The organism is Sphingomonas sp. ID0503 (assembly GCF_048565625.1).
In the GTDB taxonomy this organism is placed as follows: Bacteria; Pseudomonadota; Alphaproteobacteria; order Sphingomonadales; family Sphingomonadaceae; genus JBLZUR01.
Genome location: NZ_JBLZUR010000002.1, coordinates 2,553,408 through 2,568,794 on the forward strand (window position 1 = coordinate 2,553,408; position 15,387 = coordinate 2,568,794).

The window sequence follows — 15,387 nt, forward strand, 5'->3', positions numbered from 1 at the left end:
GCGAAAGCAGGAGTCTGAGCACCCGGCGTAGAGTTAAACCCGCTAGCGCGCCACACGGTCCCGCACCAGGCTGTCCACCACACCCGGGTCGGCCAAAGTCGAGGTATCGCCCAGGTTCGACACATCCCCCTCCGCGATCTTGCGGAGGATGCGGCGCATGATCTTGCCCGACCGCGTCTTCGGCAGCGCGGGCGCGAATTGCAGCGCGTCGGGCGTCGCGATCGGCCCGATCTCCCGCCGCACCCATCTCACCAGCTCGTCGCGCAGCGCCGGACTCGGCTCCTCGCCGGCGTTCAGGGTGACATAGGCGTAGATGCCCTGCCCCTTGATGTCGTGCGGCATGCCGACCACCGCCGCCTCGGCGACCTTGGCGTGGAGCACCAGCGCGCTCTCCACCTCGGCCGTCCCCATGCGGTGGCCTGACACGTTGATGACGTCGTCGACCCGGCCGGTGATCCAGTAGTAGCCGTCCTCGTCCCGCCGGCAGCCGTCGCCCGTGAAATACTTGCCGGGGTAGGTACTGAAATAGGTCTGGAAGAAGCGGTCGTGATCGCCCCAGACGGTCCGCATCTGCCCCGGCCAGCTGTCGGCGATGACGAGGTTGCCCTCCGTCGCACCCTCCAGCACCTTGCCCTCGGCATCGACGATCTCCGGCTTCACCCCGAACAGGGGGTTGGTGGCGGAACCGGGCTTCAGCGCCGTCGCCCCCGGCAGCGGCGAGATCAGGATGCCGCCCGTCTCCGTCTGCCACCAGGTATCCACGATCGGGCAGCGGCGATCCCCCACCACGCGGTGATACCATTCCCACGCCTCGGGATTGATCGGCTCGCCGACCGACCCCAGCACCCGCAAGGACGACCGGTCGGTTTTCGTCACCCACTCGTCGCCCTCGCGCATCAGCGCGCGGAGCGCGGTGGGTGCCGCGTAGAAGATCGAGACGTTGTACTTGTCGACCACCTGCCAGAACCGGCTGTGGTCCGGCCAGTTCGGCACCCCCTCGAACATCACCGTCGTCACGCCGTTGGCGAGCGGCGCGTAGACGACGTAGGTGTGGCCGGTCACCCAGCCCACATCCGCCGCGCACCAGTAGATGTCCCCGGGCCGCGCATCGAAGACGTACTGGTGCGTCATCGATCCCCAGACGAGATAGCCGCCGGTCGTATGCAGCACCCCCTTCGGCTTCCCCGTCGATCCGCTGGTGTAGAGGATGAACAGCGGGTCCTCCGCCCCCATCGCCTCGGGCGCACAATCGGCCGACGCGCCCGCGATCTCGTCCGCATACCAATGGTCGCGGCCCGCCTGCATCGCGGTGTCGCTCTCCGTCCGCCGCACCACGATGACGTCGGTCACGCTGGTACAGTGGGTCAGCGCCTCGTCGACATTGGCCTTCAGCGGCACCTTCTTGCCGCCGCGCAGCCCCTCGTTCGCGGTAACGACCAGCTTGGAATCGCAATCTTGGATGCGGCCGGTCAAGGCGTCGGGCGAGAAGCCGCCGAACACGATCGAATGGATCGCGCCGATCCGCGTGCAGGCGAGCATCGCCACCGCCGCCTCGGGGATCATCGGCAGGTAGATCGTTACCCGATCGCCCTTCTCGACGCCCCGCGCCTTCAGCACGTTGGCGAAGCGGCAGACCTCCTCATGCAACTGCGCGTAGGTGATCCTCCGGCTCTCGGCGGGATCGTCGCCCTCCCATAGGATCGCGACCTGATCGCCGCGCTCCGCCAGATGCCGGTCCAGGCAATTGGCCGATACGTTCAGCTTGCCGTCCGCGAACCAGCGGATGCGGAAATCCGCCTCATCGAACGACGTGTCCTTCACGGTCGAAAACGGCACGATCCAGTCGATCCGCTTCGCCTCCTCGCGCCAGAACGCCTCCGGTTCGGCCGCCGCCTTGGCATACATCGCGCGGTACTGGTCCGCATCGATCAGGGCCTTGCCCGCCCATTCCTGCGGTACTGGATAGGTCGTCACGCGCGCGTCTCTCCGTTGCCTTTTCGCCACGATAGCCACGAAAGCGCCACCTGTCGAAGATGTCCCGTCGGTGACAGCTTGATGACGGCGGCGTGCATGGTATCGCCGCCCCAACGGACAGAAGATCCCGAATCCGGAGGATGCCAGGGCGACCAGATAAAAAGGGGGTCACCATGGTTTCTCGTCGCGGCGCGCCACGCGCCATCCTGCTGTCCGGCATCGCGCTCATGGCCGCGATCCCCTCCCTCGCGATTGCGGCCGATGCGCCCGAGGCGGCGATCGAGGACGGCGACATCATCGTCACCGCCACCCGCCGTGAGGAACTGGCCAAGGACGTGCCGGTCGCCGTCACCGTCCTCGCCGGTGAGAAGCTGGACGTCATCAACTCCTCGGGCCTCGACATCCGCGTCCTTTCCGCGCGCACGCCCAGCCTGCTGATCGAATCCTCCTTCGGCCGCACCTTCCCGCGCTTCTACATCCGCGGCCTCGGCAACACGGATTTCGATCCCAACGCGGCGCAGCCGGTGTCGGTCGTCTATGACGACGTCGCGCTGGAAAGCCCGATGCTGAAGTCGTTTCCCGTCTTCGACCTCGCTAATGTCCAGGTTCTGCGCGGGCCGCAGGGCACCCTCTTCGGCCGCAACACGCCCGCCGGCGTCGTCAAGATCGACAGCGCCAAGCCCTCCGACAGCTTCGGCGGCTATGGCAGCGTCAGCTGGGGCACCTACAACACCGTCAATGCCGAGGCGGCGGTCGGCGGCCCGATCGGTGAAGGCCTGTCCTTCCGCATCTCCGGCCTGCTCCAGCGCCGCGACGACTGGGTGGAGAACGACGCCACCGCCGGCAATGCCGATGACGAGTTCGAGGGCTATCGCGACCTCGCCGGCCGCTTCCAGCTCGCCTATACCTCGGGCGATTTCAACGCGCTCTGGAACATACACGGCCGCGACCTGAACGGCACCCCGCGCATCTTCCGCGCCGGCGCGATCGCCCAGGGCAGCAACCACTTCGCCCCCGGCTTCGACAAGGATCACGTCGCGGTCGACGGCTTCACCAGCCAGGACCTGAAGCAGTGGGGCACCAACCTCCACCTCGACTACACGTTCGACGGCGTCGGCACGCTCTACTCGATCACCGCCTATGAACGCGCGAAGGTCGATTCCACCGGCGATATCGACGGCGGCAACATCTACGCCTTCCCCCCGCTCGGCCTCAACGTGGCGCTCTTCCCGTCGAACACCGGCGGCATCACCAAGCCGCGCGAATTCAGCCAGGAACTTCGCTTCGCGACCGAGGACATGGGCGGCCTCCAGTTTCAGGGCGGCGGCTACTACTTCCGTCAGAAGCTCTTCTATAACGAGCTGAGCTACACCACGGCCGGCGCGATCGACGGCAACGTCGTCCACCGCAACATCAATGAGAATTACGGCATCTTCGCCTCCGGCACCTACACGGTGGACGCGCTGACGCTGCGCGCCGGCGTGCGCTACAGCCATGACAAGCGCCGCGATTTCGTCGGCGGCATGGGCATCGCGCCGGGCGTCACCCTGCCCGTTACCACCCGCGCCAGCGACGACAACGTCTCCTGGGATGCCAGCGCCACCTATGCGCTGAACGATCAGGTCAACGTCTACGCCCGCTTCGCCACCGGCTATCTCGGCCCGGCGATCCAGGACCGCGTGAACTTCGGCGGCGTGCCGACCGTCGCCTCGAAGCAGACGACGATCTCGGGTGAGGCCGGCTTCAAGGGCGCGTCCGCCGACCGCACCCTCTCCTTCTCGGTCAACGGCTATTGGTGGCGGACCAAGGATCTGCAGCTGACCGCCGTCGGTGGCGCGGTGAACACCGCCCGCCTGATCAACGCCGAAAAGGCGATCGGCTACGGTGCCGAGCTCGATGTCATGTTCAAGCCGGTCGACGGTCTCGAACTGACGGCAGGCGGCAGCTACAACTTCACCGAGATCCGCGACAACAACCTCGCCGTCGCGCCCTGCGGCTCCGGCCAGTGCACCGTCACCGATCCGCTGAACGCCGCCGGCCTCGCCATTCTCGACGGCAACGATCTGCCGCAGGCGCCGCGCTGGATCGCCAATGCGACGGCACGTTACGCCATCCCGGTCGGCTCGGGCGAGGTGTTCGCCTATACCGACTGGGCCTATCGCAGCCGGATCAACTACTTCCTCTACACGGCGAAGGAGTTCCGCGGCCGCGCCTCGCTAGAGGGTGGCCTGAAGGTCGGCTACAAGACGGCGGACGATCTGGAGATCGCGGCCTTTGCCCGCAACATCACCAACCAGATCCGCATCGTCTCGGCGATCGACTTCAACAACCTGACCGGCATGATCAACGAACCCCGCATCCTCGGCGTCTCGGTCCGCAAGGGGTTCTGACCAATCCTCCCCATCACAGATGGGGAGGGGGACCATCCGAAGGATGGTGGAGGGGCGGCGGTGCAACCGCCGTCTTCGCGGCCGCCCCTCCACCGCCTTCGGCGGTCCCCCTCCCCACTTCGTGGGGAGGATTTTATGTGTAGAAGGTCCGCATGAGCTTCCTCGAACGCCGCTTCGATCTCGCCGCGCGCGGCACCGACGTGCGGACGGAAATCCTCGCCGGGGCCACCACCTTCCTGACGATGGCGTATATCGTCCTCGTCAACCCGGCGATCCTCGGCATGGCGGGGATGCCGGTGGCGGGCGTCGCGGTCGCGACCTGCCTTGCCGCCGCCTTCGCCTCGATCCTGATGGGCTTCACCGCCAATGTGCCGCTGGCGCTCGCCCCCGGCATGGGCCTCAACGCCTATTTCAGCTTCACCGTCGTGCAGCAGATGCACGTTCCCTGGCCGGTGGCGCTCGGCTGCGTCCTCATCTCCGGCCTTGTCTTCCTGGCGCTGACCGCCGTCGGCGTGCGCCAGATGATCCTCGCCGCGATCCCGCCCAAGCTGTTCGCGGCGACGGCCGGCGGCATCGGCCTCTTCATCGGCTTCATCGGCCTGAAGAACGCCGGCATCGTCGTCTCGAACCCGGCCACCTTCGTGTCGCTCGGCGACCTGCGTCAGCCCGGCGCCGCCCTCGCCCTGCTGGGCCTTCTCCTCATCGGCGGTCTCTCGATCTGGAAGGTGCGGGGCGCGGTGCTGATCGGCATCATCGCCATCACCCTGATCGGCGCGGTGGTCGGCGCGGTCACCATGACGCCGCAGCCCTATGACCTCGGCGCGATCCGCGACACCGCGTTCAAGCTCGACCTCGCCGGCGTCTTTGGCCTCGGCGGCAGCCACGGCCTCGGCGTGCTCGAAATCCTCTTCGTCTTCCTGTTCGTCGATCTCTTCGACAATATCGGCACCCTCGTCGCCGTCACCAAGCGCGCCGGCCTGATCGGGCCGGACGGGCAGATCCCCCGCCTCAACCGCATCCTCTTCACCGACGCCGCCGCGACCGTGGTCGGCTCGATGGCGGGCACCAGCACCGTCACCTCCTATGTCGAAAGCGCCGCCGGCGTGCAGGCGGGCGGCCGCACCGGGCTGACGGCGGTGACCACCGGCGTCCTCTTCCTCGCGGTCATGTTCGTCGCCCCCTATGCGCAGCTCGTGCCAGTCTGGGCGACGGCCCCCGCGCTGATCCTCGTCGGCGGCCTGATGATGGCCCCGCTTGCCGAGATCGTCTGGGACGACCCGCTCGACGCCGTCCCCGCCTTCCTGACGCTCATCATGATCCCGCTCACCTTCTCGATCGCCAACGGCCTCGCCTTCGGTATCACCGGTTATGCCGCGCTGAAGATCGTGCGCGGGACGATCACCCGGCGCGACTGGATGCTCCTCGCGCTCGCCCTGCTCTTCGTCCTCCGCTTCCTGTATCTGGCGGCGGGATAACACACCGAACCCCGTTCGCACTGAGCTTGTCGAAGTGCCAGCGCAGGGGCCTCGACAAGCTCAGCCCGAACGGGCGCAGGAGACATGATGAACCGCTTCCTTCTCCCTCTCGCCCTCCTCGCCACACCCGCCATCGTGCAGGCGGCGGAGCGACCCATCCTCATCCGCATGGTCGTCGTCACCGCGTTCGAGATCGGCGCCGACACCGGCGACAAGGCCGGCGAGTTCCAGCACTGGGCCGAACAGATCCCCACCACCCTGCCCTTCCCAGGCGGCGAACGCCCGCTCCGCTATGATGCGAAGCGCGGCCTCCTCGTCCTCTCAACCGGCATGGGCACCAACCGCGCCGCCACCTCGACCATGCTGCTCGGCCTCGATCCCCGCTTCGATCTCAGCAAAGCTTACTGGCTGGTCGCCGCGATCGCCGGCGTGAACCCCAACGAGGCCTCGATCGGCTCGGCCGCGTGGATCGGCGACATCATCGACACCGATCTCGGCTTCGAGATTGACGCCCGCGAGATCCCCGCCGATTGGCCCACCGGCCGCGTGCCCTGGGAACGCGCCAAGCCCTATCAACTGCCCGTCCCCACCGACATGAGCTACAACCTCTTCCCCCTGAACAAGCCGCTCCGCGATTGGGCCTACAGCCTCACCAAGGACGTGCCGATCCCCGACACCCCCACCCTTCAGAAGATGCGCGCCCGCTTCATCGGCTACCCCAAGGCGCTCGAACAGCCGAAGGTGACGACCGGTGAGGAAGCCAGTGGCCAGACCTTCTGGCACGGCAAGCTGCTCAACAGCTTCACCGAGGAGTGGACGAAATACTGGACCGGCGGCACCGGCCGCTTCGTGATGACCGCGATGGAGGACACCGGGGTCCACCGCGCGCTCTCGGTCCTCGCGAAATCGGGCAAGGCCGATCCCAACCGCCTGCTCGTCCTCCGCACCGGCAGCAACTACGCGACCCAGGCCCCCGGCCAGTCCGCGGCCGACAGCCTCCACAATGAGAATGCGGAGCTTTCCGGACTCGAATCCTCGGTCGATGCCGCCTATCGCATCGGCCGCCCGGTGGTGGACGAGATCACCGGCAACTGGGCGAAATACGCCGACACCATCCCCGGAGCGAAGTGACGTGAGCACCCCCGAATTCGCCTATATCGACAACGAAACCTTCCTCGCCGATGTCCTCGCCGTCGCCGACGCGATGAAGCGGGAGCCGTGGAAGCCCGATTTCGTCGTCGGCATCGGGCGTGGCGGCCTCGTCCCCGGCGCATACCTCTCGCACCGCACCAACATCCCGATGCTGTCGGTGGACCATTCCTCCAAGGTCTACGACTTCTCCGACGAGTTACTGATGAAGCTCGCCAGGCAGACCTGCGACGGCAAGCACATCCTGTTCATCGACGACATCAACGACAGCGGTTCGACCATCGTCTACCTGCGCGACAGCATGGTGAAATACGGCTGCGTCGCCGAACATGTGAAGTTCGCCGTCCTCCTGAACAATCTCAGCAGCCGGACCACCGTCGACTACTGGTCCCGCACCATCAACCGCACCACCGACAAGCGCTGGTTCGTCTTCCCCTGGGAAGCCGTCTCGACCCATGACGAACTGGTCGAGGAGGCAAACGAGGTGCCCCAGCGCCTCGCGTGATCTTCGATTGCCCCGAAGTCGAAGCACGAGTCGCGGAGACATCGCTTTGTGCCGGTGCTTCGACTTCGCTCAGGACGAACGGGGCACCTGACTAGAACTTTTTTCCACCACCTCCGCCTCGAACCGGTCGAACGCCGCATCGAGCTTCGCCGCCTGCTCCCCCTTCTCCTTCGGTGGCAGGAACGCGTGTTCGATCCCGGCCTTGGCGATCGCCTTCAGCTCGGCATAGCCGAGCCCCTGCTCCGTCACCGCGCGCAGGTACTCGTTGGTCATGTCGGATCGCGACACGCCCTCGTCGTCGGTTGAAAGCACCACCGGCACCCCCGCCGCGCGGTAGAGGGCGAGCGGATGATCCCGCCCCTTGACGCCCAGGATGGTGTCGTTGCTGGTCAGGTTGATCTCGACCGCCACGCCCTTCGCCGCCATCTCCTTCAGCAGCCCGGCGCTGTCGCTCTCGAAGGCGATGTCGACGCCATGCCCGATCCGGCTTGCCCCCGCGACCTCCACCGCCTTGCGAATGCGCCCGCGCAACTCCGCCGGCGGCACCAGCCCCAGCGTGACCTCCCCAGCGTGCAGCGCCAGCGGCACCTTCGGAAACCGCTTATGGAAATAGGCGAACATCGCCATGTGCAGGTCGTAGTCGCGGGTTGAGACCGGCCCATCCTCCGGGGCGACGATGTTGACCCCCACATAGCGCCAATCCGCCTCGGCCAGCGCGAAAGCCACCGCCATCTGCCCGAAGACATAGGCGGGTGCCTGTGACCGCAGCGCGAACGGCAGATAGCGGACGGTGACTGCACAGGCACCGCGCGCGGGCTTCTGCGTCAGGCACTCGTTGATCTTCGCCGCCTCGGCCTCTGCGGCATCCGTCTCCTTCACCGCCGCCTTCACCGCATCGGGCAGCAGCGGCCCGACCCGCCGGTACGCCGCGTCGAAGTCGCCATCCCACGCCGTCCCGGCCGCCTTCATCGCCGTCAGGTGAACCGCTTCCGGGTTTGACATCAGCTCCAGATACTGGACGTTATCGCCCGCTGCCTTGTCCCGTGCCGAGGCGACCATGCGTCCGATCGAGGGGATCGCCGCGCCCGCGAACTTGTCGAAGCTGTCGAAGAACTGGGTATGCCCCGTCCGCTCGTTCCGCCCGACGCCACGCGCAAAAGCCCGCGTCGAAAGCGAATCGATCGTCCGGCGGTACAATGCGGGATCGCGATCCGAGAGCCCCGCCAGCGGCACCGCCCCCTCACCGCAAGGCGCGGGCACGAAGGTCAGGTCCGCCCCCCTCAGGCACAGCCCGTCCGTCGCACCCCATGCGATGAACTCCTCGGCATAGGGCGCGCCCCAGAGGTGGTTGTGCAGGTCCGCCCCTTTGGGCATCGCCTGCAGGAACACGCGCAGCCGCGGCGGGCTCGCCTTCACCGTATCGAACAGCGCCTCGACCGGAGACTGCGCCGCCGCCGGTGCGGCGAGGGCGAATACCAGAACCGAAAAGAACGCCTTCATCACAACTCCCCGTTCGTGCTGAGCGAAGTCGAAGCACGGGTCACAAGCGCCCCTCGAACCCGCCCTTCGATCTTTACACCGGAGGTGTAAAGTTTATCCCGAGCGCCTGCCTTGGCAGGCAGTCGAGGGACTCAGGGCGAGCGGGTGGCTAGATCGACCGGTCAGATCCCCGCATACCACTCATACCCCGTGGTATCCTCCCAGAACCCACCCTTGCCGCCCTGCACGCGGGCAAGGTCGTCCACCGCCTCCACGGCCATCACGAACTTCGCCTGCTTGTACCCCAGCTGCCGCTCCACGCGCAGCCGGACCGGCGCGCCATGTCCGACCGGCAAAGGGACGCCCGTTCATCGCCACCGCCAGGATCGTCTGCGGGTGCGCCGCGTCGATCAGGTCGATGCTCTCGTAATAGGGCACGCCCCCAAAATCGTCGGCACACCGAAACACGACATAGCGCGCCGCCCGCTTCAGCCCCGCGAAGCGCAGGATCGGCCAGAGCTGCGGCCCCGACCATTGCCCGATCGCGCTCCATCCCTCGACACAGTCATGCCGCGTGATCTGCGTCCGCCGGGGCAGGTTCTGCAGGTCGTAGAGCGACAGCGACAAGGGCCGCTCGACCAGCCCGCCCACCGTCATCCGCCAGTCGCGGAACCCGCTCGCCAGATGGCGCTGATACTCAGGCGATCGCGGCATGACATTGCCGTTGGTGCGAAACACGGGCGACATCTCCCCCGCTCCGAACTCCGGCGCGAGCGCTCCGCGATCCATCACCAGCCGCTGCGCACGATAGGTCAGCCCCTCCTCGCCCGTCAGCATCGCCTGCGCCGGCCGCGTCGCCCCGATCCGCTCGCAGCCGGAGAGCAGCACGCCGCCCCCGCCCGCCGCAAGCGCCCCGATCAGGCCGCGCCGCGTAATCACCGCCGCACCCTGATCCAGCCGGTGATCATCGACCGCAATTCGTTAACCGGCCCGGCGAGCACCACCATGACGAGGTGGACGACGACGAACCCCGTCATCCCGGCCGCACAGATGAAGTGGATCGACCGCGCCGACTGCCGCCCGCCGAACAGCTCGAGCAGCCAGGGCCAGGCCGCGTTCAGCGCCGGCGACATTGTCAGCCCCGTCGCGATCAGCAGCGGCAGCAGGATCAGCAGCACCATCAGATACGCCAGCTTCTGCAGCAGATTGTACCGCAGCGCCGCGTCCCCCTTGGGCAGCCGCAGCCGCAGGTGGTCCCGCAAATCGTGCCAGATCGCCTTGGGGGTAAGTTCCGCGCGCCTCGGCATCAGGTCGCGGGTCAGGTGCCGCGCGACCAGGCTCCACACCGCATAAAGCACCGTCCCGATCCCCAGCACCCAGGCGAAGGCGAGATGCCAGCGCCGCCCCTCGGCCAGGCTGTAATGCGCCGGCAGCGTCGCCCAGTATGGAAATGCCCGCCGCGCCGGCCGCCCCTCGGCATCCGTCCATCGCCCCAGCACACCCGTCGTCGGGATCACCACCGGTCCCACGCGCATCAGCCCGCGATCGCCGATCCCGCCGATCTCCAACCAGGCGCGATCCTGATTGGCACCGTACTCGCCCCAATACAGCCGCGGATGCGCGTTGAAGATCGACAGCCCGCTCATCAGCATGACGAGCACGGTGACCGCATTCACCCAATGCCAGATCCGCACCGGCAGGCGGTGCCGAAACGTCAGCGTCCCGCGCGGGTCGCCCGGCCGGTTCAGCGGGACGGCCCGCCCGTCATGACGAGAAGAACGCCGCGAACTCGGATGGCACGTTGAACACCGGCCCCGCCTCGACATGGATGAAGGCACCGTGATCGCCCGATCGCGTCACGAAATGGTTCACCGCCACGACCGGCAGGATGGTCACCGCCTCATCCGCGCCGTCGCGCACCAGGAAGCCCTCGCCGACGCGCGGCACCACGTCGAGGTCATATTCCCCGACGATGCTCATGTCGTCCGGGTTGCCGGTCGGCACTCCTTCGAAGACGAAGACTTTCACGCGCGCTACTCCCTGGAAGGCCAATCAGCGCCGCCCGCCATATGCAGCGGCAATCGCCGCCGCAAGCTAGGCCTTGGCCGGCCGCCCGAACCCGCGCGCGATCGCCGCTGCACTCGCCAGCACCGCCGCATCCTCGACGAAGCCGGTCGCCGTCTGGCCATAGCGCGGCATCGTCGCCATTCGTGCCCGCCAGCCGGGATAGGACGCCACCACCGCCGTCACCCCGCCGACCGCCGCGCCCAGCCAGCGCTTCTCCCGCGACGCCAGAGCCGCCCCCGCGATCGCCGAGGTGACGAAGCGCGCGGCGAGCCCGATCGGCACGATCCGGTCGGGCGCGGTCTTTTGCTTGTCCCCCGCCCATTCCGCCGCCGCCAGCGCCAGCGTGCCGGCAGCCACCGCCGGATGGCCGAGCAGCTTCGACGCGCCATTATCCTTGGGAAGCTCGCCCCGCGCGGCCGCAACCGCCACCGTCGCAAGCGGTGTCAGCGCCCGCTGCCCTCCGACCAGGCCCATCAGGAACGAAGCGAGCATAAGAAATCCGATCGATGATTGAGCCACCGAAACGCACGGCGGAGGAGCAAGGCTCCGCCGGGTCTCGAAACTATGCCCGCATCACAACCGCGCCCCCTCGCCCTCAGTTCCCCGCTTCGAGCCGGGCGATCTCGCGGTCGAGATTGTCGCGCGCATGGCGCAGGGAGGCTGCGGCCATCTCCTTGGAGGAGCCACAGAGCGCGAGCGTGGACCAGTCAGACGTGGCGGCGACCGGCTTGCCCTTCTCGGCGCAGGCGCGGGCCATGCTGGCGCGCTGGCGTTCGATCATCGCCTGCGCGCTGTGGCTGGCACGCTCGGCATGGCGATCGGCGACCGCCGCCGCGCGATCCGCCGCCGCCGCGTCACGATCGGCCTGGCGGCCGGCGATCTCCGCCTGACGCGCGGCGAGCATGGCGTGACGCTCGGCCGATCGGGCGCTGGCGGAGGCGACATGCAAGGCGCTGTCCACGGCGGCGTCGATCTCCGCGCGGCTGGGTACGTCGGGCGCGACCGGCGCAACGGGTGGGAACGGCGCATGCGGAACGCCCGTGGGCGGCAAGGGAGCCGAGGGCGCAACCGGGGCGATCGATGCGATCGGACCGACCGGCTCGACAGGAGGCACCGACTCAACCCACGTCTTCTCGACGCGGTGACGTGCGGGGGAGACACGACCACCATCGCCAGTGACCCGCGGCGCGATCATGCTCGCCGCCGTGCGATCGACCGGCGACATCTCCGTCATGCGGAACTTGGCCGTGGTCGCCTCTGCATTCTCGGTGGCAATGCCGACGGAGGCGGTGACGCCGAGGCCGAGGCCGACCAGAGCGGCGACACCGAGCTTGCCGGCCATTGCCAGGCCACCGCGCGTCTCGCCCTTGCCCATCATTTTCAGCCGACGCTTCAGCTGGTCCTTGTGGTTGAGGGCGCAGGCGGCGGCGGGGGCGCGCTTGCACGCGGCCTTCACCACGGCCGACCCGTAGATGTAGCGGCTGTCGGGCGTCGCGCCTTTCAGCACCGTCGCGTCGCAGGCGAGTTCCTGATCGACGCGGAAGGCGCGATAGGCGCGATGCGCGATCGGGTTGAACCAGTGCATCGAGAGGACCGCCAGCGCGCCGAGATTGGCGAAGATGTCCCAGCGGTCATGGTGCGCCGCCTCGTGCAGGACGGCCAGACGCCGCTCCTCGCTGCTGTACCGTGACAGGAAGTCGGCGGGCAGGAAGATGCGGCGGCGAATGAAGCCGGCCGCCATCGGCCCCTCGACGCCAGGTGTGACGAGCACGTCGATGCCGCATTCGCGCGACAGGAGCTTCGCGCCCTCCATCGCGCGGCGGATGAACGCCGCATAGTTCAGCATCTGCCAGGCGAACCAAAGCGCCGCCCCCGCCAGCCAGACGGTCAGCAGGATCGTCGGCCAGTCCTGCGCCGCGATGGTCGCCCAGGCGGAGGAGGTGTCGGCGATCGGCGCGCGGGCGGCGATCTCGACGGCATGGGCCTGCGCCTCCACCGGGTCCATCAGCGCCAGGGTGACCTGGGCGCTATGCCCCTCGTCCGCAGAAGCGACAGTCGCAACCGGCACATAGAGCGCCTGCCAGCCCCAGCCTTCGGGCAGCGGCGGCAGGACCATGCGGAGCGCGGGCAGCGCCCAGAGCAGATAGGCGTATTTGCCGCCGAACTTGGCGGCGACCGGCTGCCGCAGGATCATCACCACCGCCATCAGCATGGTGGTCGCGACCAGGGTTTCCACGATCCAGGAACTCATTTCTTCAGCTCCTTCAGAAGGGCCTCAAGCTCATCGATATCCGCGTCAGATAGGCGATCCTGCCCGGCGAGATGGGCGACCAGCGGCGCCGCGCGTCCACCGAAGAGGCGATCCACCAGCCGCGTCGACTCGCGTGCGACGAAGGCCTCGCGCGGCACGACCGGGCTGTAGAGATACCGCCGCCCATCTTCCTGATGGGCGAGCACGCCCTTGGCGAGCAGGCGCGAGAGCATGGTCTTGACCGTGCGGTCGCTCCAGTCCTTGCCCCCCTCCAGCCGCTCGACGATCTCGGCGGCGGTGAGCGGATCGGCGGAGGCCCAGAGGACCTCCATTACCACCTGCTCGGCTTCGCTGATCCGCTCCACGACTCACTCCTCGATTACGGGTGTAGTCGTATCTGACTACAGGCGTAGTCGTCAAGTGCGCGAGAAACTGATCCTCCCCTGGAAGGGGAGGGGGACCAGCCGCAGGCTGGTGGAGGGGTAAGTGCCGCACACGATCCGGTCTCTTGCGGAGCGCTACCCCTCCACCACCGCCTAGCGGCGGCGGCCCCCTCCCCCTCTGGGGGAGGATTAAAGCCCCACTTGCCCCAGCCACAGAACCACCCGCCTTCCATGCACACGTGCACGCGCGTATGGGCAACGCCTTATGTCTACAAAGCCCCGCACCTTGTACGAAAAGATTTGGGACGCGCATGTCGTCGAGCGTCGCCCGGATGGAACCTGCCTGATCTATATCGATCGCCACCTCGTTCATGAAGTAACGAGTCCGCAGGCCTTCGAAGGGCTTCGCGTCGCGGGGCGAAAGGTGCGGCGGCCGGACCTCACGCTCGCGGTGCCTGACCACAACCTGCCGACCACCCCGCGCGTGGACGCGGCGGGCCAGCGCCTGCCCATTGCCGACGCCGAATCCGCGCAGCAGCTCGCCGCACTCGAGCGGAACGCGCCGGAGTTCGGCATCCACTATATCGATGCGGTCGCACCCGAGCAGGGCATCGTCCATGTCGTCGGCCCCGAACAGGGCTTTTCGCTGCCCGGCACGACCATCGTCTGCGGCGACAGCCACACCTCCGCGCATGGCGGCATGGGCGCGCTCGCCTTCGGCATCGGCACGTCGGAGGTGGAGCATGTGCTCGCCACCCAGACCCTGTTGCTCTCGCCGTCGAAGACGATGGAGGTGCGGGTCGACGGGACGCTCGGCGCGGGCGTGACGCCGAAGGACGTGATCCTCCACATCATCGGCCGGATCGGCGCGGCGGGCGGCACCGGCTATGTCATCGAATATACCGGCAACGTCTTCCGCGAGATGTCGGTCGAGGGGCGGCTGACCGTCTGCAACATGTCGATCGAGGGCGGCGCGCGCGCGGGCCTCGTCGCACCCGACGACATCACCTTCGCCTATCTGAAGGACCGCCCGATGGCGCCGGCGGGGGCGGAATGGGACAAGGCGGTCGCCTGCTGGCGCAGCCTCGCAACCGATCCTGGCGCGACCTACGACAAGACCGTGGTAATCGACGCGGCGGAGATCGCGCCCTGCCTCACCTGGGGCACCAGCCCGGAGGACGTCGTGCCGATCACCGGCACCGTGCCCGATCCGGCCAGCTTCGCCGATCCGTCGAAGCAGGTCGCAGCAAAAAAGTCGCTCGACTATATGGGCCTGACACCCGGCACCCGGATGGCCGACGTGCCGGTCGAGAACGTCTTCATCGGCAGCTGCACCAACAGCCGTATCGAGGACCTCCGCGCCGCCGCCGCTATCGCGCGCGGTCGCAGGGTCGCGCCAAATGTGAAGCAGGCGCTGATCGTCCCCGGCTCCGGCCTGGTGAAGCGGCAGGCGGAGGCCGAGGGCCTTGACCGCATCTTCCTCGACGCCGGCTTCGAATGGCGGGAACCGGGCTGCTCCGCCTGCCTCGCCATGAACCCGGACAAGGTGCCGCCGGGCGAACGCTGCGCCTCCACCTCCAACCGCAACTTCGTCGGCCGCCAGGGCCCCGGCGCCCGCACCCACCTTGTCTCTCCGGCGATGGCGGCGGCAGCGGCGGTGACCGGCAGGCTCACCGACGTTCGCGAGTTGATGAGCCCTGCTGCTGCATGATAT

The 15,387-nt window shown here is 67.8% G+C and carries 12 protein-coding genes and 1 pseudogene; 5 read left to right on the forward strand and 8 right to left on the reverse strand.

Annotated elements, in window-relative coordinates; genetic code table 11:
- Positions 1–42 precede the first annotated feature (42 nt).
- A complete protein-coding gene (gene acs / locus ACM608_RS13475) occupies positions 43–1,974 on the reverse strand; it encodes an acetate--CoA ligase (protein WP_419683849.1) in 1,932 nt (643 codons plus the stop codon).
- 173 nt (positions 1,975–2,147) lie between these two features.
- On the opposite strand from acs, the gene ACM608_RS13480 reads away from it, so the two are divergent.
- From ACM608_RS13480 to ACM608_RS13495, 4 genes are all read left to right on the forward strand, one after another.
- On the forward strand, positions 2,148–4,364 hold the full coding sequence (locus ACM608_RS13480) for a TonB-dependent receptor (RefSeq protein WP_419683850.1): 2,217 nt from the start codon (positions 2,148–2,150) through the stop codon (positions 4,362–4,364).
- A 152-nt stretch (positions 4,365–4,516) separates the two neighbouring features.
- Positions 4,517–5,839 (forward strand): NCS2 family permease, encoded by a 1,323-nt coding sequence (locus ACM608_RS13485; RefSeq protein WP_419683851.1) that lies wholly within the window; start codon positions 4,517–4,519, stop codon positions 5,837–5,839.
- Positions 5,840–5,926: 87 nt separating this feature from the next.
- Positions 5,927–6,970, forward strand: a complete 1,044-nt coding sequence (locus tag ACM608_RS13490; protein ID WP_419683852.1) for a purine nucleoside permease — start codon at positions 5,927–5,929, stop codon at positions 6,968–6,970.
- Between the two features lies 1 nt (position 6,971).
- Positions 6,972–7,493 (forward strand): phosphoribosyltransferase, encoded by a 522-nt coding sequence (locus ACM608_RS13495; RefSeq protein ID WP_419683853.1) that lies wholly within the window; start codon positions 6,972–6,974, stop codon positions 7,491–7,493.
- 69 nt (positions 7,494–7,562) lie between these two features.
- On the opposite strand, the gene ACM608_RS13500 is transcribed toward ACM608_RS13495, so the two are convergent.
- The 7 genes and pseudogenes from ACM608_RS13500 to ACM608_RS13530 all read right to left on the reverse strand — a co-directional run bounded on the left by ACM608_RS13500 (position 7,563) and on the right by ACM608_RS13530 (position 13,655).
- Complete coding sequence (locus ACM608_RS13500) at positions 7,563–8,993, reverse strand: adenosine deaminase family protein (protein ID WP_419683854.1); 1,431 nt, start codon at positions 8,991–8,993, stop codon at positions 7,563–7,565.
- 161 nt (positions 8,994–9,154) lie between these two features.
- A pseudogene (locus ACM608_RS13505) lies at positions 9,155–9,911 on the reverse strand (molybdopterin-dependent oxidoreductase).
- Positions 9,908–10,720 carry a cytochrome b/b6 domain-containing protein gene (locus ACM608_RS13510; protein WP_419685211.1) on the reverse strand — a complete coding sequence of 271 codons (813 nt, stop codon included), beginning with the start codon at positions 10,718–10,720 and terminating at the stop codon, positions 9,908–9,910. Before ACM608_RS13510 ends, ACM608_RS13505 begins: the two are co-directional and overlap by 4 nt.
- Before the next feature lie 16 nt (positions 10,721–10,736).
- Positions 10,737–11,000: a hypothetical protein gene (locus tag ACM608_RS13515; protein WP_419683855.1), complete on the reverse strand. Its 264-nt coding sequence runs from the start codon at positions 10,998–11,000 to the stop codon at positions 10,737–10,739.
- Between the two features lie 66 nt (positions 11,001–11,066).
- A complete protein-coding gene (locus ACM608_RS13520; protein WP_419683856.1) occupies positions 11,067–11,531 on the reverse strand; it encodes a DUF4126 domain-containing protein in 465 nt (154 codons plus the stop codon).
- Positions 11,532–11,634: 103 nt separating this feature from the next.
- The gene (locus ACM608_RS13525) at positions 11,635–13,290 is read right to left on the reverse strand and encodes a M56 family metallopeptidase (RefSeq protein WP_419683857.1); all 1,656 of its coding nucleotides are present in this window, start codon (positions 13,288–13,290) and stop codon (positions 11,635–11,637) included.
- Positions 13,287–13,655 carry a BlaI/MecI/CopY family transcriptional regulator gene (locus ACM608_RS13530; RefSeq protein WP_419683859.1) on the reverse strand — a complete coding sequence of 123 codons (369 nt, stop codon included), beginning with the start codon at positions 13,653–13,655 and terminating at the stop codon, positions 13,287–13,289. The genes ACM608_RS13525 and ACM608_RS13530 overlap by 4 nt, the downstream gene beginning before the upstream one ends.
- 283 nt (positions 13,656–13,938) lie before the next feature.
- Here ACM608_RS13530 and leuC point away from each other — a divergent pair, with 283 nt between their 5' ends.
- Positions 13,939–15,384 (forward strand): 3-isopropylmalate dehydratase large subunit, encoded by a 1,446-nt coding sequence (leuC, locus tag ACM608_RS13535; RefSeq protein WP_419683860.1) that lies wholly within the window; start codon positions 13,939–13,941, stop codon positions 15,382–15,384.
- The last annotated feature ends 3 nt before the right edge of the window (positions 15,385–15,387 follow it).